Origin of the sequence: Sphingorhabdus sp. (genome assembly GCF_023910635.1) — a bacterium.
In the GTDB taxonomy this organism is placed as follows: Bacteria; Pseudomonadota; Alphaproteobacteria; order Sphingomonadales; family Sphingomonadaceae; genus Sphingorhabdus_B.
On sequence record NZ_JAAVVZ010000004.1, the window covers coordinates 87,481 to 108,998 of the forward strand.

Annotated in this window: 16 protein-coding genes; 8 read left to right on the plus strand and 8 right to left on the minus strand. The window is 54.6% G+C overall.

Going from position 1 to position 21,518, the window contains the following annotated elements; translation table 11 throughout:
• Window positions 1-2: 2 nt before the first annotated feature.
• Complete coding sequence (locus HEQ34_RS03410; protein ID WP_296197403.1) at window positions 3-2,420, minus strand: FAD-dependent oxidoreductase; 2,418 nt, start codon at window positions 2,418-2,420, stop codon at window positions 3-5.
• A 162-nt stretch (window positions 2,421-2,582) separates the two neighbouring features.
• Here HEQ34_RS03410 and HEQ34_RS03415 point away from each other — a divergent pair, with 162 nt between their 5' ends.
• The 3 genes from HEQ34_RS03415 to HEQ34_RS03425 all read left to right on the plus strand — a co-directional run bounded on the left by HEQ34_RS03415 (window position 2,583) and on the right by HEQ34_RS03425 (window position 5,526).
• Window positions 2,583-3,347: an SDR family oxidoreductase gene (locus HEQ34_RS03415; RefSeq protein WP_296197406.1), complete on the plus strand. Its 765-nt coding sequence runs from the start codon at window positions 2,583-2,585 to the stop codon at window positions 3,345-3,347.
• A 117-nt stretch (window positions 3,348-3,464) separates the two neighbouring features.
• Window positions 3,465-4,247 carry a 1-acyl-sn-glycerol-3-phosphate acyltransferase gene (locus HEQ34_RS03420; RefSeq protein WP_296197409.1) on the plus strand — a complete coding sequence of 261 codons (783 nt, stop codon included), beginning with the start codon at window positions 3,465-3,467 and terminating at the stop codon, window positions 4,245-4,247.
• A 325-nt stretch (window positions 4,248-4,572) separates the two neighbouring features.
• On the plus strand, window positions 4,573-5,526 hold the full coding sequence (locus HEQ34_RS03425; protein ID WP_296197412.1) for an NAD(P)-dependent oxidoreductase: 954 nt from the start codon (window positions 4,573-4,575) through the stop codon (window positions 5,524-5,526).
• Here the strand turns inward: HEQ34_RS03425 and HEQ34_RS03430 are convergent.
• From HEQ34_RS03430 to HEQ34_RS03460, 7 genes are all read right to left on the minus strand, one after another.
• Entirely contained in the window at window positions 5,523-6,458 is a 936-nt protein-coding gene (locus HEQ34_RS03430) for a LysR substrate-binding domain-containing protein (protein WP_296197414.1), read from the minus strand. The genes HEQ34_RS03425 and HEQ34_RS03430 overlap by 4 nt on opposite strands.
• Before the next feature lie 69 nt (window positions 6,459-6,527).
• Window positions 6,528-8,153, minus strand: coding sequence for a GMC family oxidoreductase N-terminal domain-containing protein (locus tag HEQ34_RS03435; RefSeq protein ID WP_296197417.1), 1,626 nt, complete (start codon window positions 8,151-8,153; stop codon window positions 6,528-6,530).
• The gene (locus HEQ34_RS03440) at window positions 8,150-9,337 is read right to left on the minus strand and encodes a mandelate racemase/muconate lactonizing enzyme family protein (RefSeq protein ID WP_296197420.1); all 1,188 of its coding nucleotides are present in this window, start codon (window positions 9,335-9,337) and stop codon (window positions 8,150-8,152) included. Before HEQ34_RS03440 ends, HEQ34_RS03435 begins: the two co-directional genes overlap by 4 nt.
• Window positions 9,334-10,773 (minus strand): aldehyde dehydrogenase family protein, encoded by a 1,440-nt coding sequence (locus HEQ34_RS03445; protein WP_296197422.1) that lies wholly within the window; start codon window positions 10,771-10,773, stop codon window positions 9,334-9,336. The genes HEQ34_RS03440 and HEQ34_RS03445 overlap by 4 nt, the downstream gene beginning before the upstream one ends.
• The gene (locus HEQ34_RS03450; protein WP_296197426.1) at window positions 10,766-12,073 is read right to left on the minus strand and encodes an MFS transporter; all 1,308 of its coding nucleotides are present in this window, start codon (window positions 12,071-12,073) and stop codon (window positions 10,766-10,768) included. Before HEQ34_RS03450 ends, HEQ34_RS03445 begins: the two co-directional genes overlap by 8 nt.
• Window positions 12,074-12,084: 11 nt before the next feature.
• On the minus strand, window positions 12,085-14,085 hold the full coding sequence (locus HEQ34_RS03455) for a tetratricopeptide repeat-containing sulfotransferase family protein (RefSeq protein ID WP_296197633.1): 2,001 nt from the start codon (window positions 14,083-14,085) through the stop codon (window positions 12,085-12,087).
• A gap of 129 nt (window positions 14,086-14,214) precedes the next feature.
• The gene (locus HEQ34_RS03460; protein ID WP_296197428.1) at window positions 14,215-16,872 is read right to left on the minus strand and encodes a TonB-dependent receptor; all 2,658 of its coding nucleotides are present in this window, start codon (window positions 16,870-16,872) and stop codon (window positions 14,215-14,217) included.
• A gap of 240 nt (window positions 16,873-17,112) precedes the next feature.
• On the opposite strand from HEQ34_RS03460, the gene purU reads away from it, so the two are divergent.
• Genes purU through HEQ34_RS03485 form a run of 5 tightly spaced genes read left to right on the plus strand, consistent with a single transcriptional unit; the run spans window position 17,113 to window position 21,513 of the window.
• Window positions 17,113-17,970, plus strand: coding sequence for a formyltetrahydrofolate deformylase (gene purU / locus HEQ34_RS03465; protein WP_296197429.1), 858 nt, complete (start codon window positions 17,113-17,115; stop codon window positions 17,968-17,970).
• A 38-nt stretch (window positions 17,971-18,008) separates the two neighbouring features.
• The gene (locus HEQ34_RS03470; RefSeq protein ID WP_296196975.1) at window positions 18,009-19,121 is read left to right on the plus strand and encodes an S-(hydroxymethyl)glutathione dehydrogenase/class III alcohol dehydrogenase; all 1,113 of its coding nucleotides are present in this window, start codon (window positions 18,009-18,011) and stop codon (window positions 19,119-19,121) included.
• The gene (locus tag HEQ34_RS03475; RefSeq protein ID WP_296197432.1) at window positions 19,122-19,532 is read left to right on the plus strand and encodes an NAD(P)H-dependent oxidoreductase subunit E; all 411 of its coding nucleotides are present in this window, start codon (window positions 19,122-19,124) and stop codon (window positions 19,530-19,532) included. It begins immediately after the preceding gene.
• Complete coding sequence (locus HEQ34_RS03480) at window positions 19,529-20,971, plus strand: NADH-ubiquinone oxidoreductase-F iron-sulfur binding region domain-containing protein (RefSeq protein ID WP_296197435.1); 1,443 nt, start codon at window positions 19,529-19,531, stop codon at window positions 20,969-20,971. Before HEQ34_RS03475 ends, HEQ34_RS03480 begins: the two co-directional genes overlap by 4 nt.
• Window positions 20,968-21,513 carry a molybdenum cofactor guanylyltransferase gene (locus HEQ34_RS03485; RefSeq protein WP_296197438.1) on the plus strand — a complete coding sequence of 182 codons (546 nt, stop codon included), beginning with the start codon at window positions 20,968-20,970 and terminating at the stop codon, window positions 21,511-21,513. Before HEQ34_RS03480 ends, HEQ34_RS03485 begins: the two co-directional genes overlap by 4 nt.
• Window positions 21,514-21,518 lie beyond the last annotated feature (5 nt).

The following is a 21,518-nucleotide window of genomic DNA, read 5'->3' on the forward strand; positions in this document are numbered from 1 at the left end:
GATTACACCTTCATTTTTGCGTTATCGGGATCATAGGCCGGGTGCTCCAGTACCGTTCCAACGCGCCGCTCGCCCTGCAGCATGATGTCAAAACGCGACCCCGGCGCTGCAATCTCAATCGGCACACAGGCAAAGAACAGGCTTTTACCCACACGGTGCCCATAGCCACCTGACGTCGTAAGGCCGATGCATTGGTCGCCGACCAAACATGGTTCCGCGCCGCGCACGTCGACATTGGCGGCATCCACCTCACCGTAGACTATGCGGAAACGGTCTGGCGCTTCTAGTGTTGCTTGCTTGCCGACAAAGCCATCCTTGTTGAAATTGATGAAGCGCGGCATGTCGGCCTCGATCATTGTCAATTCGTTGGTCAGCTCCGACCCCCAAGCCTTATAGCCTTTTTCGATCCGCATCGTATTTGCGGCATATAGCCCGTAATTGACGATGCCATATTCCTGCCCAGATTCCCAAACGGCATCATACAGCGCCGCAAGATCCTCCATCGCCGGATGCAGCTCCCACCCAAGCTCACCGGCATAAGACACACGCAGCGCGCGCATTTTTATGCCCGCGATTGTTATCTCTTGACCGCTTAACCAGCGGAAACCCGCATTACTAAGGTCAGCATTGGTCAACTTTGCCAAAACGTCACGGGAAAGCGGGCCGTTCATCACCAGGACACCAAGGTCCATCGTCAAATTGCGGATGGTTACATCTTCCTGCGGTAATTTGCTTTGAATCAGCAAATCCCAATCGCGCTGTTCGGCGGCCGCCGCCGACAGGCAATAAAAATGATCATCGGCAAAGCGTGTCACCGTCATTTCGCCATAAATGCGTCCCTGAACCGACAGGGGATGAACCAAGCCGATACCGCCCAATTTTTTGGGCATGCGGTTGGCGCAAATACGGTTGAGGAAAGCCTCCGCATCGGGGCCACACACGTCATATTTGGCAAAACCGGACAGATCGAGCACGCCGACGCCTTCGGCAACGGCCTTCACCTCGGCGGCGACCGCGTCGAAACTATTGGTGCGTTGGTAGCCGCCTTGCTCCTCGGCCCCGTCAAGCGCGAAATATTTGGGCCGTTCCCAGCCATAGGTTTCGCCATAGACAGCACCCGCCGACAGCAATGTACCATATAAAGCGCTGGTCTTTTGTGGACGACCGTCGGGTTCTTCTTCACCCGGAAGCCGCGTCGTAAATGTCATCCGGTAATCGAGGAAAACCTTGTCGCGGCTGTAATGTTCGTCCGCATAAGGGCCATAACGGCGCGGGTCGAACTCGGTCATGTTGATGTCGGCATCACCAAACACCATCCATTGCGCCATATATTTGCCAGCACCGCCGCCTTGCGCAATACCAAAGCTGGTGCCGCAGCAATGCCAGAAATTCTTCAGCCCTACCGCTGGCCCCAATAATGGCCCGCCATCTGGGGTATGCGGGATAGCGCCATTGACAAAGCGCCTCAGCCCAACCTCGCCAAATATCGGCATCCGCTCAATCGCGCGTTCAAGCCATGGGGCAATCCGCTCCAGATCTTCGGGGAACAGCTCGCTGGTCGAATCCCATTCCGGGTGTCCGCCGCGTGGTGCCCATGCCTCGGCCAGGCCGGTCGTTTCATACACGCCTATCAGGCCGCTTTTCTGTTCCTGCCGGAAATAGCCCGATACATAAGGGCAGCGCATAACCGGGATTTCTTCCTCGCGATCCTTAAAGGCTGGAATGGGATCGGTGACGACATAATGATGCTCCATATTAGTCACCGGAATATCGATACCTGCCATTTGCGCGATTTGCCGCGCGTAGCAACCTGCGGCGTTCACGACGATTTCTGCTCTAATCGTCCCTTTTTCGGTTTCGACGTCCCATTCGCCGGTCGGCAATTGGGTCAGCCCCGTCACACGGTTTTTGCGGACAATCTTTGCGCCCATGTTTTTCGCACCAATGGCAAGCGCATTGCAAATACCGGAAGGATCAGCATGTCCGTCTTCGGTTGTACGCGCGCCAGCAATGACCCCGTCGAGCGTCATGAAGGGATTATGGCGCAGGATTTCCTCTGGCGGGATGATTTCCATGTCAAAGCCGATGATTTTGGAAAAGCCTTGTATATAGCGCATCCACGCCAACTCGCGCTCGTTCGTCGCAAGGCGAATTCCGCCCGATGTATGCCAACTCACATATTGCCCCGTCAGCCCTTCAAGCTTGGGATAGAGCTGATTGCTGTAAGCATGCATTTTGGCGAGGTTGTAGCTGCCGGTGATGTTCGGGCACTGCCCGGCGGCGTGCCAAGTAGAGCCGGAAGTCAGCTCATCCTTTTCAATCAACACGCAGTCGGTCCATCCAAGTTCAGCGAGATGGTAGAGCAAAGAAGCGCCCATTATGCCTCCGCCAATGATGACAACCCGCGCCGATGTTTGCATGACAGCCGTGCTCCTTTAGGCATTAAATTCGTCGAACCTTAGGGCGGGTTCAAGGTCAGGCACAAATGGGGAATATGACGGGATCGGTTAAAAAAATTTTTGGATCATAGCCGTCAGTGTCTGTAAGGACGGCAGTATAAAATTATGTTGTGAAGGTCAGCTATGCGGGTTGCGTTGATTACAGGTGCTGCACAAGGGGTCGGCTATACGACAGCGAAGACGTTTGCCGCGATGGGATATCATGTCGTCCTGACAGATGTGCAGCCGCTTGATGCGCAAATCGAAACGCTATCGGCACTTGGCGGAAGCGTGTCCGCTTTGTCGGGTGACATTTCCTCGGAAGCTTTCGTGACCGAACTGGCCGAAAAAGTTGCGTGCGATCACACGGCATTAGACGTCCTTGTGAACAATGCCGGTATCAGCATGATATGCCCCGCCGAAGACACAAGTCTAGACCATTGGCAGCGCGTCATGAGCATAAATTTGACCGGACCGTTTTTGTTGTGCCGGGAATTTGGCAAGCAAATGCTTGCGCGTCGGCGGGGTAACATTGTCAACGTCGCCTCCATTGCGGGTTTGCACGGCGTTATCGACCGTTCGGCCTATAACGCGTCAAAACATGGGCTGATCGGATTAACACGCACACTTGCCGCCGAATGGGGCGGTCGCGGCGTGCGCGTCAACGCTGTGTGCCCTGGCTGGATCAAAACCGAAATGGACGAAGCCGACCAAGGTTCGGGCGCTTATTCCGATTCAGACATTATCAACCGCGTGCCCATGGGCCGTTTTGCAAAACCAGAAGATGTTGCGCGCGCCATTGCGTTTCTGGCGCAGGAAGACAGCTTCATAAACGGCGTTAGCCTTCCCGTGGACGGCGGATGGGTCGCGGATGCCAGTTGGGACGATCTGCGTTTGAAAAAACGTTGAAGGATTTTGCATGGCGTTGCGCAAACGACGCCCCCTTTTTACCGTCATAGCCCAGTCACAGTTGATATCTAAAGCGAACACGTCTGTTCAAAAATCTTAACTGTAAAGCGACGTTCAATGGCGACCATTTCCATTTCGGTCCGGAAGTTAGATGTTCAAGCCTATGTCTTATGCACCGTCCGGGTGCTTTGGATCGCTGTACCGTTGGCGGTTTTGTTACCATTGCACCTCGTCTGGCATTTGCTGAAACTGCCTTCGCCATGGGCTATGCTGTTCCTGCGCATTTGCGCACGCGCACTGGGCGCGCGTGTAACGGTTTACGGAAATCCATTGCGCAAAGATGTATTCTTTGTCGCCAACCATATCTCGTGGCACGATATCCCGATTTTGGCGGGGATTACCGGGTCTTCTTTTGTGGCGCAGGATGGCGTTAGGGATTGGCCAATCATTGGCTGGCTCGCCAAACTGAACCGCACCATTTTCATCAGCCGCACCGAAAAGCAAAATGTCGCCCAGCAAGTGGCCGAATTGCGCGAAGCAATTGCGGAGAATTGGTCCGTAACGCTGTTTCCAGAAGGTACGACGTCCGATGGCCGTGGGCTTTTGCCGTTCAAACAATCCTTGTTTGCGACCTTGGCTCCGCCACCCAAACCCATGATGATTCAACCTGTGTTGCTCGATTTCGGCAATGATGGGCCACAGATAGCTTGGCTGGGCGAAGAAACCGGCTGGGAAAGTGCTTGGCGCGCCTTTACGCGGCCCGGCACCTATGATGTTGGTGTGCATTTCCTCGAACCGTTCGACCCCGGCGCGCTTGCTGACCGTAAACTTGTGTGCGCCCTTGCGCGGACACGGCTGGCTCAGGCATTATCTGCAAAGCTTGGTTACGACGTGTGCTAGGGTCAGGACCACTTAAATCCACCTTCGCGGTTTGAGGCCATTTTATTCAGTGCAAGGCGGCAAAGCGCAGGACTTAGTGGTTCTAAGTCCAAGCTTGCCAACGCGGCAATGGACAGTATGGGTCAAATCCGAAGGACGTCTTGACGCCGCGAAGGTGGATTTAAGTGGTCCTGACCCTAGAACAGCCCGTCACGCTTCCATAGGCGCAGGAATAGCAAAATAATTCACCCAATCGGCCAAATTTTTCAATTGTGGCCAGGCATCGACGGCGCTCTAACTTTTTCAATCAGCGGGTAACGCATTTTGAAAAAAACTGGGTGCAATCATGAAAATCGGATTTATCGGGCTTGGTAATGTCGGCGGGAAACTGGCGGGAAGCCTGATCCGTAACGGACATGATGTAACTGTCCGTGATCTTGATGACGCTTTGGTCGCCGAATATGTTGCGCGCGGCGCATCGTCGGCACCCTCCCCGAAAGCATTAGGTGAGGCGGTTGATTTAATCGTCACCTGCCTGCCATCGCCTGCCGCCAGTGCGGCCGTGGCCGAAGGCGAAGATGGCTTTTTGCAAGTGATGCGCCCGGGGCAAGTGTGGCTGGAAATGAGCACCACCGATTATAGTGAAATCATACGGCTCGGTGCGCTCGTCGAAGCGCGCGGCGCGATGTTTATGGAATGCCCCGTCTCCGGCGGCTGTCACCGTGCCGACACGGGCAATATCGCGATTTTCGCTGGCGGCCCGCGTGCTGCGTTCGAATGTGTTCTGCCTGTTTTGACAACGATGGGACGCCGCATATTGCATACAGGCGATCTGGGCACCGCATCGCAACTAAAGGTGATGACGAACTATCTATGCACCGTGCATCTCGTTGCGCTGGCTGAGGCGTTGACGACATGCAAGGCCATCGGCCTTGATATGAACACAACATATGAAGCGATACGGATTTCATCCGGCAACAGCTTTGTCCATGAAACCGAAAGTCAGGTTATCCTGAACGGGAGCCGCGACATCAACTTTACGATGGATCTGGTCAGCAAGGATGTCGGCCTGTTCGACAAAATCGCCCATGCTGCCAATGTGCCCGTTGAGCTATCGCCGCTTATCGTAAAGATATTCAAAGAGGGTGAGGCAGCCTTCGGGTCGCGTGAGTTTTCGCCGAATATCATCCGCCGCTACGAAGAACCGTTGGGTATTAAAGTGTTGGGCACGGGCTTCCCCGCCGATATGGTAGATGATGAACCCGAAGAACCCGGGTACGAGGTCGTTCCCAAACGCTAAATGGCCACAACGCTTGCCGACTGGCTATCTGCGACATTTTTGAACACCCAATCCATGAAAGTCCGGATTCGTGGGTTTTCCCGCATGTCTTTGCGGCAGATCAATCCCCATGCGCCGGGACATAAGGCCTTGTGGGCGATAGGCTGCACCAGCCGTCCTGCTGCCAAATCCTGATCCACAAACGGGCCGTTGACCAGAGCAATCCCCTCGCCATTTAGCGCCATTTCAAGCGCAACAGCCAAGGTGTCAACCATCAGATACGGCACGGAAGATTCGAACTCGGCACCGGCAGAAGCAAACCAAGTCTCCCAGTTTTGCACTTCAGTGTAAATGGCGACAAGAGGTTTGGTCATCAATTGTTCTGCGGCGGGATTTTGCCCCATGGCTGCTGCCACCTCAGGACTGCATACCGGGAATAGGGCATATTCATACAGCGGCACCCAATGAAACTTGGCCGGGTCGGGTTCGGTTGCGCAATAGACCAACCCAACATCAGCATGCACATCGTCAAATTCCCATTCAACCGCGCATGTATTAAGCGTAAGTTTGATTTCGGGATGGTCGGCCAGAAATTGCGGCACGCGCTTTGCAAGCCAGCGGATGGATGCCGTCACATAGGTTTGCACCCGAAGCGGCTTATCCAGCGCATTGCGATGCACTTCTTCGACGCCCTCCAGCAACGATTCAAACGCCGCCCGGACATAAGGGTAAAGCACTTTACCCTCTTCGGTCGAGACAATATGGCGTCCTTCTTGAACGAACAAAGTGACGCCCAGCGCATCTTCGATGAGTTGAACTTGATGGCTGACCGCAGGATGTGTCAGGCAAAGCTCATCGGCCGCGTCGCGGATGCTTTGGTGACGCGTCGCTGCTTCAAACCCTTTAAGCGCTTTCAAAGGCGGCAATTGCTTAAGGTCAATCTTTGGATGCATCGCTACTCCCTCCCCGGATTCGCGCCGTTGCAGGAGAATAGCACAGCAGAAAAGGACTGGTAAATTAAATTAACGCATCGATTTTGCGTCTTCCAAAATCATCGCAGCGCCCTTTTCCGCGACCATGACGGTTGGTGCGTTGGTATTTCCTGATGTAATAGTCGGAAATATGGACGCATCGACCACCCGCAAGCCCTCAACATTATGCACGCGTAAGCGAGCGTCGACTACCGAAGTGGCAGGGTCGGTCCCCATCATGCAACTGCTTGTCGGATGATACACCGTGTCGGCGCGGGCCCGAAAGTCAGCCAACAGGGCTTCATCACCATCAACCTCGACGCCCGGGATAAGCTCCTCGGTTATGATATCGGCAAGCGGCTTGGTCGCCGCGAGCTGGCGCAGTATCCGATTGCCGGCCAATACGTCGTCAATGTCCGCCTGCGTTGCCAGATAATTGGGATGGATGGCAGGATGTTCGGAAGGGTCCGAACCTTTAAGTTCAATATGCCCCCGACTGGTCGGTCGGCAGGGGTTGTGCGACAGCAAAAATGCCGAAAATGGATCGGGATTTAGCAGTTTGCGTTCCGACAAGGGGGTCTTGGTGTAGCTGACCGGGCTAAAATATAGCTGCAAATTGGGGTGCTCTTTGGTCGCATCGCTGCGCACGAACCCGCCGCTTTGATTAACGCTCAGCGACAACGGCCCTGCCCGGTCTGCGACATAACGCAAACCCGCCCGCAATTTGCCCAGCAACGGGTGGAGCACATCATTCAACGTTGCCGTGCGGACCTTGTAAAAATAGGACACGGCAATATGGTCCTGCAAGTTACGACCCACCGCTTTTGCATCCATCAACGGCGTAATGCCGACATTTTTCAAATGCTCCGCAGGACCGATGCCCGACAGCATTAACAATTGGGGTGAATTAATCGCGCCGCCCGAAAGGATGACCTCGCGCCGTGCCTTTGCCTGTTTGCGCACGCCCTTGCACGTATACGCAACGCCGACCGCGCGTCGTCCTTCGAACAATATGCGCGAAACATGCGCTAATGTCTGAAGCTTCAACGTTTTGCGCTTTCGCGCCGGATGCAAGAATGCGTTGGCGGTTGATGCGCGCCAACCGCCGCGCGTGTTAATTTGATAATATCCCACGCCCTCTGGCCTGCCGCCGTTGAAGTCACTGCTGGCAGGAAAGCCCAATGCCTGCGCCGACTCGATAAAGCTTCGGCAGACCGGATGTGCAAATGGCGAGATATCGGTAACATGCTGCGGCCCGCCTTGGCCATGATGTGCGCTATGCCAGTCGAAATCCTCTGACTTTTTGAAATAGGGCAATACATCGTCCCAGCCCCAGCCGTGGTTGCCTAAGGCTTTCCAGTCATCGAAATCACGCGGCTGCCCGCGCACATAGACCATGGCATTGATCGAACCAGACCCGCCAATCACCTTGCCGCGCGGCCAGTAGCTCCGCCTGTCCCCAAGCGCTTCAACCGGCTCGGTATCGTACATCCAGTTAATCCGCTTATCGAAAAAGGTGCGGCCATAGCCAATGGGCATTTGAATCCAGATGGACCGATCGCTACCGCCTGCTTCAAGCAATAAGACGCTATATTTTCCGTCTTCGGTTAGCCGATTTGCAAGCACACACCCCGCCGTGCCCGCGCCGACGATGATATAGTCGAATTCTTCGGTCACTGAACCGGGTGCTGCGTCATTTCGAGGTGAAGCATGTTACCCGTATAGGGGTTGGCGCGCGCGACATCTTCGTTCAATTCGACCCCTAAGCCTGGCGCAGTCGACGGGATGACATGACCGTCTTCAAAACGGATGGGCGATTTCAAAATGTCGGTATGAAACCCGCCCCAACTCTCAATGCTTTCAAGGATCAGGAAGTTGGGCGAGCAGGTCGCAATCTGGATATTGGCCGCACCGACAATTGGTCCGCAATATAAATGCGGCGCGATCTGGACATGATCAACCTCCGCCATGGCGGCGATTTTCTTCGCTTCTAATATGCCACCGACCCGGCCAAGATTCATTTGCAAAATCGCCGCCGCGCCCGCGCGCAACAGCCGTGCAAAATCATATTTGGTGGTCAATCGTTCGCCCGTTGCAATAGGGATCGACGTTGCCCTTGCCACCTTGGCCATTTCATCGGGCGCATCAGGCGGCACAGGTTCTTCCAACCACAAAGGGTCATAAGGCTCTAGCCGTTTGGCAAGGCGAATTGCACCCGCCGCCGTCATTTGGCCATGCGTGCCAAACAAAAGGTCGGCTTTCATGCCGACCGCTTCGCGCAAAGATTTTGCAAAGCGTTCGCACAGATCAAGCGCTTCCAACGACAATTGTCGTCCATCAAACGCGGAATAGGGCCCTGCTGGATCAAATTTCAATGCGGTAAAGCCTTGGGCCAAATATTCCGCCGACCGCTCCGCCGCCAAATCAGGGTCGTGATATACGTCTTTTGTATCGCCGGGTCGCGGATAGATATAGGTGTAGGCGCGCAATCGTTCATGCACCTGCCCGCCAAGCAATTTATAAACTGGCTTGTTCGCTTCTTTGCCGATGATGTCCCAACACGCCATTTCGAGCGCCGACAAAACGCCCATCAGCGTCAAATCGGGATGCTGGGTAAAGCCGCTGGAATACACTCTGCGCCACATATTTTCGATGTCGTGCGGGTCATTGCCTGCGACATAACGCGCAAACACATCCTCTATCATTTTGGCGACAAGATGGGGTTCGAACGGCACGCAATAGGCCTCACCAATGCCCGACACACCGCTATCGGTCGTTATCTTGACGAAGACAAAATAGCGTCCGCCAAAATGCGGCGGCGGATTGCCGACGACGAAGGTTTCGATGTCGGTCAGCTTCATGACGTGCGGAACCCGCTGATCGATTTAATCTCCAGAAAATCGCGAACGCCAAACTCGCCATATTCGCGGCCATTACCCGATTGTTTATAGCCCCCAAACGGCGCCATATAATCCTGGCTCGTGCCATTAATGCTCACACCGCCCGCCCGCATGTGCCGCGCGACACGGCGCGCACGGTCCATGTCGCCGGTTTGCACATACGCATAAAGGCCATAGGGCGAGTCATTGGCGATAGCGATGGCATCTGCTTCGTCTTTAAAGGGAATCAACACGAGCACCGGCCCGAACACTTCTTCTTGTGCGATACGCATCTTGTTATGGACGCCGGCAAAGACCGTGGGTTTCACATAATAGCCGCGATCAAAGCCCTCGGCCCGGCCAGTGCCACCGGCAACAAGCTGCGCACCTTCATCAATCCCGACCTGAATAAGGCCCTGTATCTTGTCATAATGTGCCTTGCTGACAACCGGGCCATAATGCGGCCCTTTTTTCATCGGGTCGCCAAGCACTGCCGCTTTTGCAACACGGGCCGCAATGGCAACCGCCGCGTCATAGACCGATTGTTCGACAAGCATACGCGTCGGTGCGTTGCAGGATTGGCCGGTATTGCCATAGCAATGCAGAACGCCGCGCGTGACCGCCGCCTCCAGATCGCAGTCCGCAAAGACGATATTGGCTGATTTTCCACCCAGTTCCTGGGCAACGCGCTTCACGGTATCTGCAGCGTTCTTTGCGATTTGAATGCCCGCCCGTGTCGATCCGGTAAAGGAGATCATGTCGACTTCCGGGTGGCTGGTCAGCGTATCGCCGACCGACGCGCCCGTGCCGTGGATCATGTTGAACACGCCGCGTGGGAAACCCGCCTCTTCGACCATTTCGGCAAAAAGCTGCGCTGACAAGGGCGCCATCTCGCTGGGTTTCAACACCATAGAGCAGCCGGTAATGAGCGCAGGGCCCACCTTGCAGACGATCTGATTTATCGGCCAGTTCCACGGCGTGATCAGCACGCAGACGCCGATGGGTTCATGCGTAACAATGCCATCCGTGCCGACATCATATTCCCACGTCATTTCGCGCACGGCTTTAACCGTCGCTTTCAAATGGCCGGGGCCGCTTTCCGCCTGCGCATCATAGGACAGATCATAAGGCGCGCCCATCTCGGTCGATATGGCAGTGACCATTTCGTCATAGCGTCGCTCAAAAATGCTGATCAGCTTTTCCACCAACGCAATCCGGTGTTCAAGCGTGGTCGCAGCATAGCCATCAAATGCCGCCCGTGCCGCGTGGACCGCCCGATCAGCATCGTCGGGTCCGCACACCGCAACAACGGCGCAGACGTCTTCTGTAGCAGGATTTACCGCATCCACCGTTGCCGTGGATGTCGCGGGCAAGACCCATGCGCCGTCAATATAGGATTTAAGCGGCGAATTAGACATAACCAATGGCTCTCTTTTGATCTTCAACAATGTATTTTTCGGCGCGCCAATAATGCCAGGCCGCCCACAAACCCGTTGGTGCGAGAATAAGCTGCGCAAGACGCAAAGAATCTGCATTGCCACCACCGGCAGCGTCAAAAAAGTCGCTTAGGCCGCCAACAATTGCCGGTGCGATGATGAGGTTAAGCACATTGGCAACAACCAAGGATATCGCAACGGCCATTGCCCGCATTTTCGGTGGAGCCAAGTTCTGGCACAGCGCAAATGCCGGGCCAATGTAGAAATAAATTGCCGGAATGAACAACCACCACATGAACTGTGCCAACGCCAGATCCCGCGTATAATAAGCAAAAAACGACGGGACAGTTGCCAATGCCGTTATCAAGGCCAAAAGCCGGGCGATTTTACGTGGATCGGTATACGCCGGGCGCGCCACCACCCATGCCGTCAATAAAGACGCACCAATCCCGCCAATAAGGTAAATCCAGCCCAACATACTGCCAGCTTCGCCTTCATCCATGCCATATGTGCGTTGCAGGAACAAAGGCGTGAACCACATCAATCCCCATCCCCAAAATGCAGATAGGCCGCTGCCGGTCATTGCATGCACGGCCGATTTTTGTGACCATAGAAATTTCATCGTTTCCATGATTGTCGGCGCTTTATCTTCCGTGACGACGTCCAAACGCCCGCGCTTTGGTTCCTTAATCGTTACCATGATGATCAGCGCCAAAATGATGCCAGGCACGCCCAGCACAAAGAAAGCGGCACGCCAGCCGTGCAATGTAGATACATATCCCGCAATGTCCGAACCAAGCCACGCCCCGATGGGCGCGCCGAGTGCGAACACGGTCATCGCCATGGAGCGCCGGTCGGCGGGGAAATAATCCGCGATGATGGAATTGCACGCTGGTGTGCCGCCAGCCTCACCGATACCAACGCCAACACGGGCCAACAGCAAGTCAAAATACCCGCGCGTATAACCCGTAATGGCTGTCATGAATGACCAAACGGCAACCGAGGCCGCCAGAAGGTTGCGGCGGTTCGTCCGGTCACACAACCATGACAAAGGGATGCCCATTACTACATAAAAAAGCGCGAGCGGCAGACCAAGCCATGCGGTCTCGGTATCGCTCAATTTCAACTCTTCGCTAATCGGTCCAAGCAATGTGGACAGAACATACCGGTCCGCGATGCTGATCGTATACACCAACATCATGATGATCAGGACATACCAACGCTGCCCCAGCGAGGACACTTCATCGGCACTTACTGGTGCGGTCGGCTCGTTGTTCGCCATCGTCATTCCCCTCAGGTTGCGGCCAGTTCTGGCCCTAATTTAGTGCGCAGCGGATCAAGGAAATTGCTGAAATTTTCCCATTGATCGACGCCGCTTTTGAAAATGGGTTGTCGCACCTGCTCCGAGCTCGCGGTGCGGACCGCGCGCTCGTTCTGGTGGAAATTGAGGCATGCCTCTTCAAAAGGAAGCCCGCAATAATCAAGCAAGCGCCGAACCTGTGTTTCCAGATCAGCGACGACGTCCTCATAGCAAACGCGCAGTATTTTGCCCGGCAGCACATTGTCCCAATGGTCCATCAGGCGGACATAGTCTGCGTAATATTGACCAATTTCTTCAAGTCCGTAGGTGAATTCCTGACCTTCGGCAAAAAGCTGTTTAAACCCGCTGAAACAGCACCCCATGGCCCCGCGCCGCGCATCGATAATCTTGGCGTTCGGCAAAATCATGTTAATGAGGCCAATGTGACGGAAATTGTTCGGCATTTTGTCGATGAAGAAGGGCGTGCCGCCCTTGCGGTATATCTGGGTGTCGCGGATAAACTCCTCGCCGAAACGGGCAACATCTTCGTGCGTCAAATCCGCTAAATTGGCGGGATATTCGGGTTCTTCCCCCACAACGCGCTGCCGGTCGAGCCGGAACGCCAACGCAAAGATATTCGGCAGCTCCATCGTCCCTTCAACCTGGCTGTGGGAGGCAAGGATTTGTTCCAGCAAAGTGGATCCCGCGCGCGGCAGCCCGACGATAAAAATCGGGTCACGGGCGGGACAACCTGCCCCTGAGAATTTCCCCAATAGGTCGGCCGTCACCAATTCGCGTTGCAGCCGCATTTCGTTCGACAGCCTGCTCGGATTATATTTCAGCTCCTCACGCTTCAAGCGATTGCCCAACTCATAATATTCGAACGAAGCCCCATATTCGCCCCGATCTTCCAGCGCCTTGCCCAACGCAAAACAGAGGTGATACCGATCTTCAAGCGCTGTCATTGGCGAAGCCTGCCGGTCCCGCATCTGCGCGATTTCCGCATCGTCGAACCGGTAGGTTTTTAAATTGGCCAAGCTCCAATACGCATCGCCGCAGTCCGGCCGCACCTGATAGGCACGGCGATAGGCCGTTATGGCATCATTTTGCCGCCCAACGGTTTTCAGCGCATGCCCATAGGTCAGATTTATGCCAGGATTGTTGGGCATAGACCCCAGCAGCGCTTCATAAATCAGCATGGCCGCATCAAAATTGCCGACGGCCAGATTTTCATTGGCATACAGCATTTCAAACTCCGGATTACCCGGTTCCTTTTCGCGCAATTCCGATGCTTCGCGCAACGCCAGTTCGAACTTTTGCCGCTTACGCAATACTTTGACATAATCAAAATGCGCGCTGACATTGTCGGGCTCCAGAACCTTGCAGGATTCGAGCAGAAACTCCGCCTCGTCATAGGCATTGAATTTCATGCCGATGTCGGCAAGCAAGCGCATCGCCTCCACATGGTGACCGTTGCGTTGCAGGAATGCGCGGCACAATTGCTCTGCTTTGTATATGCGTCCTTCTTGAATAAAGCTCGCCACGCTCAACAACTCAGGCGGAAGCGCAGACAGATGCGTATATTGCGCATGGGCAAAGTTAGCCGGCCCTTCGCGCCCAGCCGCATCGTGTAATTCGGAAAGAATGCGCCAGCTTGCGACAAGCGCACCATTATGCGTCACGGCCCGTTGATAGGCGGCGACGGCGTCTTCGATGCGGCCCGCATCGCGAAAACAATGCCCACGCTCTTGCCACGCACGGCCATAGCCTGAATCAACGGCAATCAATCTATCAAGCGTAATGAGTGCAGCCGGCACGTGCCGCTGCATCCGCTGCGTCACTGCCAAAGTGTATAGGGCATCAATGTTATCGGACGCAGTTTTGAGTATAGCAACGCACAAGGCTTCTGCTTCAGCCAAGCGGGCATTTTGTAAATGCGACCGCGCTTCACGCAAGTTGGCATCAATGGTTTCCGGCGAGGCCTCGGCCAGCATTGTCACCTACTCTCCCATATTGTGACGAACGATTGCACGAACCCTGCAGCACTTCGCATGCTTAAAGCAATGCACAAATGCAGATGTGGCAAAGCGCCCCCAGTTTCCCAGGGGCGCCCACCTTGTTTTTTAAATCTTGTACGAGAAGCGCAGTCCGATTGTGCGTGGACGCGATGTCGTTGTCCGAAGCTCACCGTCATTCCCGCTCTTGTAAAGATCGGGACGCTCGTCGGTCAGATTGTCTCCGAACACTTCCAAACGCCACTCATCCTTCGAAACGCCGAACGACATTCCTGCCGTGGTGTAGGAACCGAGGTTCTGCGCAGCATTTATCGGCGCAATCACGGTATCTGGTCGAACCGTCACACCGTTATAGACTGTGGTGGGGCCTCCATAGTAGATGTCGACATTGTCGATGACGTCAGAAATGCTCTTGCCGACATAATGAATGCCAATTTGTGCAAATGGCGTGAGGCCGGACGAAAGCTCCTTTTCCCAATGCAGACGTGCATTGAACTGAAATTTGGGGCTTAATGCAAGCGGACCACCGAGATCTCGGAGCACTGTAGTTGACTTCCGGTACTTCGTCATTTCAGAGTCGTTATACGAAAATGCGCTGTTAAACGTCAGCTCCGGCGTGGTGCGCCACGTTACATCGCCTTCCAGACCTCTGATCCGCGCATCAAGCAAGTTGGTGGTAAATGTTTGGTTCGAGATATTCTGATCGAACACCGTAATCTGGATGTTGCTCCAGTCGATCTGATACGCAGCGAAGTTTACCTGCAAACGGCGATCAAGTAGCGAGAATTTACCGCCAACTTCATAGTTTTGCACCTTGTCAGGCACGTAGGTGCCCAGACGAACAAAGTCGGCATTGGTAGGACAAATCGCACTTGGTACACGGCACGGACGACGGTTGAAGCCACCTGGACGGAAACCATCCGAATAGGTCGCATACACCAAGGAAGCGTCATTCAGTCGATAGGTCAAATTGGCTTTGTACAACACGCCGGTATATTTTGCAGGTGAGGCGTCAGCATAAAGCTGATTTAAGTTTGCACTAACACCATAAGTTGTCGGCGGCGTTGTGGCGGCGGAATATGTTTTCGTAGTGGCATTATAGACACCCCGAGCCCCGCCAAAACTGCCATTGGAAGAACCATTAATCGATGCCTTTTCGTTGTAATAACGAAGACCACCAGTAAGAATCAGCTTTTCAGGGATGATATCAAATGACGCTTCACCATAAGCCGCAAACTGCTTATCCCTACGCTGGATGTCGTTAAAGAAGCCGACTTTTACGGGACGAACACTCGTGTCATTTGCATTTACCGAAGCATTCGGCGCGCGACGGTAAATGTACCCAGCGGCCTCTTGCAGATAGGACCAGTCGGTATTGTCGAACAATTTGTTATCATCGTAGAACAAGCCGAAAGTCCCGCGAACGCGCTTATCGGCAGGCGTTGTTACACGCAGTTCTTGCGTCATGCGCTCCGTGCGGTTGCGAACCTGATAGCTTTTGCTTGGCGCGTAACATGTATTACCCGCGGTCTGGGCCTGGCTGCTATAATAAACACCCGCATCACATTCATAATAAGGCAAATATAGCCCAATGTTCGAATATCCGGCATAATCAGCAACCTGAGTCGCATTATGCTTCATGAACGAACCTGTATAAATCACATCAAGCGCGCTCAAGCGGCCATTAACGCCCCATGTCGATAAGCTTACGCGATCGCGCAGCGAGTTGTCATTGAACTTCGTTACCTTGAGGTCGCCCACATCAGGTTCAAAGTCAAACACACCATCGGTATCGAGCTCCTGACGCACATGCATCAGATCGACCGACCAATCTTCCGTCACATTCCACGTCAGCGCAATACGGCCGCCGCGATAGGTTGCGTCGTTATAATTGTCTTCGACAAAAGCGTCATTGTTGATGGTCTGACGGGTAGGCGCCTGGTAGAGGCTTCCCGTGCAATTCGAAACCCCAATGCACGAGGCGATTGCGCGCTTTACTAACAAGGGATTACCCGTTGGCAATTTGCCAGCGACGCCGACATTGCCGTTGAACGGCATCTGAAAGGTACCAGCAATATTGTCGATATAGCCACCCTGACGGTCGGTATAAAAGACTGCACGAACGGCCAGCTTATCCTGAACGATGGGGATGTTGATAAATGCGTCACCAGCGACGCTTTCTTCACCACCCTTGGTAAAGGCATAGCTGGAGTTAAAGCCTGCGCTGAAAGCACCTGTGTCAGGCTTATTGGTGATATAGCGGACTGCGCCACCCATTGCGCTTGCCCCGAAGAGCGTGCCCTGTGGACCTGCCAAAACTTCGACGCGCTGAAGGTCAACGGCGTAAAGGTCGAGATTGCGCCCGACGAGTGATGCTGGTGCATCATTAATGTAAAGTGCGACCGTTGGCTGCGCGCCCGCGGTACCGGCGATTTGCAGGCCCGGCGAGTCTGTCGAAAGACCACGGATAAAGATTGAAGATGCGCCTGGACCGCGCGAAGCAGACCGGACATTTGGAAGATATTCGATCAGCTTGTCGAATTTGGTTACGTTGAGGTCGCTCAGCGTGTCGCCACCCAAAGCCGTAATGGCCAGCGGCACCCGATTGGCCGATTCTTCGCGCCGCGTTGCGGTCACGACGATATCCGCAATACCACGGTCCTGTTCGTCAGCCGACTGTTGCGCAAATGCCGGATTTATGCCGATGCCGACACTCGCCGACGCAATGACAAGCGCAGCCGTCGAAATTTTCAAATAACTTTTCAATTTTTATCCCCTCAACCATCCCCCAACGTTGCGAGGGTTTTTAATCTCCACTGTGCAGACTGAAACTGGAGACCCACTCAAGCAACTGACCAAATTTTCGCGATTGGTAAAATAAATTCTGCAATCAATTACATCATCTACATATCCCGATTAGAAGACCTAATATATGTCTGAACGAGATGGTTAGTGCGGCATTGGGAGGCTAGGCGGTGCCCAATTTCTATGGGAGTAGGGTACAAGATGAAAACGGGCGCTGACTTTGTTTTATTAATCATGTGCGAGGACCGAAAGGGTATCGTCGCCGCTGTCGCCAACTCGATCGCCAGCCAAGGTTGTAACATCGTCGAAAGTTCGCAGTATAGCGACGAAAATACTGGTCGGTTTTTTATGCGCATTGCCGTTTCGTGCACTGCCGACACGACGCCCGAAGGTTTTAGCGCTGCATTTATGCCCGTTGCGACCGCTTTCCGGTTGGAGTGGCGCATCCACGACTTACGCAAAAAGCTCCGCGCGATGATCATGGTGAGCCAAGGCGGTCATTGCTTGAACGACCTGCTGTACCGAACCTCCACCAACCGACTGCCGATGGAAGTCACCAGCATCGTATCCAACCACTTGAATTGGCAGCGCCGCGCAGAGCATGAAGGCATGGCCTTTCACCATTTGCCGATCACGCCAGAAAACAAGTTGGAACAAGAGGCCAAATTGCTAGCGATGGTGGAGGAGCAGCAAGTCGACCTCATCATCCTCGCGCGGTATATGCAAGTCCTGTCGGACCAACTTTGCCGCAAACTCGATGGCCGTGTGATTAACATTCACCACAGCTTCCTGCCGGGCTTCAAAGGTGCGAAGCCTTATCACCGGGCTTACGAACGGGGCGTCAAAATGGTTGGTGCCACGGCGCATTATGTAACCGCCGACCTCGACGAAGGGCCGATCATCACGCAGGACGTGTCCATCGTTGACCATGCCGACACTGTCGACGATTTAATTGCGCAGGGCCAAGACACCGAAAGCCGTGTACTTGCGCGCGCAGTCAAGCTCCATTTGGAACATCGCGTGATGCTGAACGGTAACCGTACTGTTGTGTTCAAATAAGATCCGCGCAGAATAGCAAGATATTAAGGATAACTGATATGAAGACCCGCGCAGCCGTTGCATTTGAAGCCAAGAAGCCATTGGAGATTGTCGAGCTGGATTTGGAAGGTCCAAAGGCAGGCGAAGTGTTGGTGGAGATTATGGCGACGGGCATTTGCCATACCGATGCCTATACGTTGGATGGTTTGGACAGCGAGGGCATTTTTCCATCGGTTCTTGGCCATGAAGGCGCAGGGGTTGTGCGTGAGGTTGGCGCAGGCGTGACCAGCGTCAAGGCGGGCGATCATGTGATACCATTATACACGCCGGAATGCCGCCAGTGCAAAAGCTGCCTTTCGGGCAAGACCAACCTGTGCACCGCGATCCGTGCGACGCAAGGCAAGGGGCTGATGCCCGATGGCACGTCGCGTTTCTCGTATAAGGGCCAGACGATATTTCATTATATGGGTTGCTCTACCTTTTCGAACTTTACGGTTTTACCAGAGATTGCGGTTGCCAAAATCCGCGAAGACGCGCCGTTTCAGTCAAGCTGCTATATTGGTTGCGGTGTCACGACGGGTGTAGGCGCGGTTGTAAACACGGCCAAGGTGCAGGTCGGCGATAACATCGTTGTGTTTGGCCTTGGTGGTATTGGCCTCAACGTGATTCAGGGCGCGCGTCTGGCCGGGGCTGGCATGATTATCGGCGTCGATATCAACCCAGACCGCGAAGAATGGGGCCGCAAATTCGGGATGACGGCGTTCCTCAATTCCAAGGGGATGAGCCGTGAAGATGTGGTCGCCGCAATCGTTCAGATGACCGACGGTGGCGCAGATTATACCTTTGACGCCACGGGCAATACCGAAGTCATGCGCACCGCGCTGGAGGCCTGCCATCGCGGTTGGGGCACGAGCATCATCATTGGTGTGGCCGAGGCGGGTAAGGAAATTGCGACGCGTCCGTTTCAGTTGGTGACGGGCCGCAACTGGCGCGGCACGGCCTTTGGCGGGGCCAAGGGCCGGACCGATGTGCCCAAGATTGTCGATATGTATATGACCGGCAAGATCGAGATTGACCCGATGATCACGCATGTCATGGGTCTGGAAGACATTAACAAAGCGTTTGAATTAATGCATGCGGGCAAAAGCATCCGCAGCGTGGTAGTGTTCTGAATGGCGTCAATCGCAGACATTTTGGCCGTGCATAAGGATAGAGAAGGTCCGCTCCTGCCCATCTTGCATGACGTGCAAAAGGCATTTGGCCATGTCAGCGAAGATGCGATGCGCGAGATTGCTGGCGCACTGAACCTGACACGCGCCGAAGTTTATGGTGTCGTCAGCTTCTATCATGATTTCCGCAAAGAAGCTGAAGCCCGGCCCGTTTTGAAATTGTGCCGGGCCGAAGCCTGTAAGGCACGCGGCGTAGAGGCGTTGGTCCCCATCGCCGACAACCAAAGCCGCGTAAAAGTGGAGGCTGTTTATTGCCTTGGGTTATGCGCGGTTGGTCCATCTGCGATGGTGGGCGACACAGTCTATGCACGTTTGGACGATGCTAAGTTCAAAATGATATTGGAGGCGATGTGACCGTCCGGATATCCGATGATGCGGTGGCCATAGCTTGCGGGGCGGACGAGGTTGCGGCTGCGTTCATCGCAGCGGGCGTTGCCGTCGAGCGCGTTTCTAGCTGGGGTATGCAATGGCTGGAGCCATTGGTGGATATCGATGGCGTCGGCTATGGTCCGGTGTCGGTCGATCAGGTTGCGGACATTATTAACGGTAAAGTGCCATCCTTGGGTCGCATCGCGGATCATCCCTTTATCGCCACCCAAACCCGCCTGACCTTCGCGCGCGCAGGTAAAACCCGACCGCTTTCGCTCGACGATTATTACGCATCGCAAGGTTGGCTTGGGCTGGCAAAAGCGCGCGAAATGGGTGCTGAAGCGACCATTGATACGGTTATCACATCGGGTCTTCGTGGTCGCGGCGGCGCGGGTTTTCCTGCCGGCATAAAATGGCAGACGGTCGCGCGTGCCGACGGCGCACAAAAATACATCGTCTGTAATGCCGACGAAGGCGACAGCGCCACTTTTGCCGACCGCATGGTCATGGAGGGTGACCCCTTCATGCTGATTGAAGGCATGGCGATTGCCGGTTTCGCGGTCGGGGCGAACAAGGGCTATGTGTATATCCGCTCCGAATATCCGCACGCCATCGCCAAGATGGAAGCCGCTATCAAGCTTTCGGCCCATTTGGTTGCGCCATTTGTCGTCGAAGTCCGCGTTGGCGCAGGCGCCTATGTGTGCGGCGAGGAAACATCGCTGCTGAACAGCCTTGAAGGCAAAAGAGGCGAGGTGCGGGCCAAGCCGCCACTGCCCGCGCTGGAAGGGCTGTTTGGCAAGCCTACAGCCGTTAATAATGTGCTCACGCTTGCCGCGCTGCCATGGATATTGACGCATGGCGGTGACGCTTATGCTGCATTTGGTGCAGGCCGGTCCAGGGGCACTATGCCCATCCAGATTGCGGGCAACGTAAAGCATGGCGGCCTTTACGAAGTGGCCTTCGGCATCACGCTGGGCGAACTGGTCAATGATATAGGCGGCGGCACAGCGAGCGGCCGTCCGGTGCGTTGTGTGCAAGTCGGGGGCCCATTGGGCGCGTATCTACCGCCTGCGCAATTTCATCTCCCGCTCGATTACGAAGCCTTTGCTGCTGCCGACGCGCTGGTCGGCCATGCTGGCATCACTGTTTTCGACGATACCGTCGATATGGCGAAAATGGCGCGCTTTGCGATGGAATTTTGTGCTATCGAAAGCTGCGGAAAATGTACGCCTTGCCGCTTGGGAAGCACGCGCGGCGTCGAGACGATTGACCAGATTATTGCAGGCAAAAATGTCGAAGCGAATCTCGCGCTGATTGCCGATCTGTCCGAAACCATGAAGTTCGGGTCACTCTGCGCTCTGGGTGGCTTCACACCTTATCCGGTCATGAGCGCCATCAAGCATTTCCCTGAGGATTTCCGGTGAGAAGGCTGGGCGCTATCATTGCCGGTGGCAAGGCGACGCGCTTTGGCAGCGACAAGGCCGCTGCACACCTGAACGGTCGCCCGCTGATCGAACATATTGCCGATGGATTGCGCGAACAGGTTGACGCCTTAATTGTCTGTGGGCGTGCATGGCCAGGAATGGATTGGGTAGAAGACACCCCCTTTGCCGATATGGGGCCATTGGGTGGCCTGAATGCTGCGCTTTTATATGCGCAGCAAAACGGCTTTGACGAAGTATTGACCGCTGGCTGCGACGTCGTTCCTGTGCCGGAATTGCCGCGCAATATGCCCGATGGACGTGCCGTCTATATCGACGGGCATTATCTGTTCGGCGTTTGGCCCGTTGCGCTTGCACCTGTTCTTGACAGGCATCTGCGCAATCAGGATAATCTTTCGATGCGAAGCTGGATCACATTAACCGGCGCGCAAGCCGTGATATCTTCAGATGCATTGCACAATTTGAACACGCCTTTGGAACTTGCGCAATATGCTGCGCAACAATCGCAAATGGGTATAAGGTAGGTAGA

What these genes read in the sequence shown, in the direction of transcription:
- HEQ34_RS03410 (WP_296197403.1), bottom strand. Translation starts at nt 2,420, where the DNA reads ATGCAAACATCGGCGCGGGTTGTCATCATTGGCGGAGGCATAATGGGC.
- HEQ34_RS03415 (WP_296197406.1), top strand. Translation starts at nt 2,583, where the DNA reads ATGCGGGTTGCGTTGATTACAGGTGCTGCACAAGGGGTCGGCTATACG.
- HEQ34_RS03420 (WP_296197409.1), top strand. Translation starts at nt 3,465, where the DNA reads ATGGCGACCATTTCCATTTCGGTCCGGAAGTTAGATGTTCAAGCCTAT.
- HEQ34_RS03425 (WP_296197412.1), top strand. Translation starts at nt 4,573, where the DNA reads ATGAAAATCGGATTTATCGGGCTTGGTAATGTCGGCGGGAAACTGGCG.
- HEQ34_RS03430 (WP_296197414.1), bottom strand. Translation starts at nt 6,458, where the DNA reads ATGCATCCAAAGATTGACCTTAAGCAATTGCCGCCTTTGAAAGCGCTT.
- HEQ34_RS03440 (WP_296197420.1), bottom strand. Translation starts at nt 9,337, where the DNA reads ATGAAGCTGACCGACATCGAAACCTTCGTCGTCGGCAATCCGCCGCCG.
- HEQ34_RS03445 (WP_296197422.1), bottom strand. Translation starts at nt 10,773, where the DNA reads ATGTCTAATTCGCCGCTTAAATCCTATATTGACGGCGCATGGGTCTTG.
- HEQ34_RS03450 (WP_296197426.1), bottom strand. Translation starts at nt 12,073, where the DNA reads ATGGCGAACAACGAGCCGACCGCACCAGTAAGTGCCGATGAAGTGTCC.
- HEQ34_RS03455 (WP_296197633.1), bottom strand. Translation starts at nt 14,085, where the DNA reads ATGCTGGCCGAGGCCTCGCCGGAAACCATTGATGCCAACTTGCGTGAA.
- purU (WP_296197429.1), top strand. Translation starts at nt 17,113, where the DNA reads ATGAAAACGGGCGCTGACTTTGTTTTATTAATCATGTGCGAGGACCGA.
- HEQ34_RS03470 (WP_296196975.1), top strand. Translation starts at nt 18,009, where the DNA reads ATGAAGACCCGCGCAGCCGTTGCATTTGAAGCCAAGAAGCCATTGGAG.
- HEQ34_RS03475 (WP_296197432.1), top strand. Translation starts at nt 19,122, where the DNA reads ATGGCGTCAATCGCAGACATTTTGGCCGTGCATAAGGATAGAGAAGGT.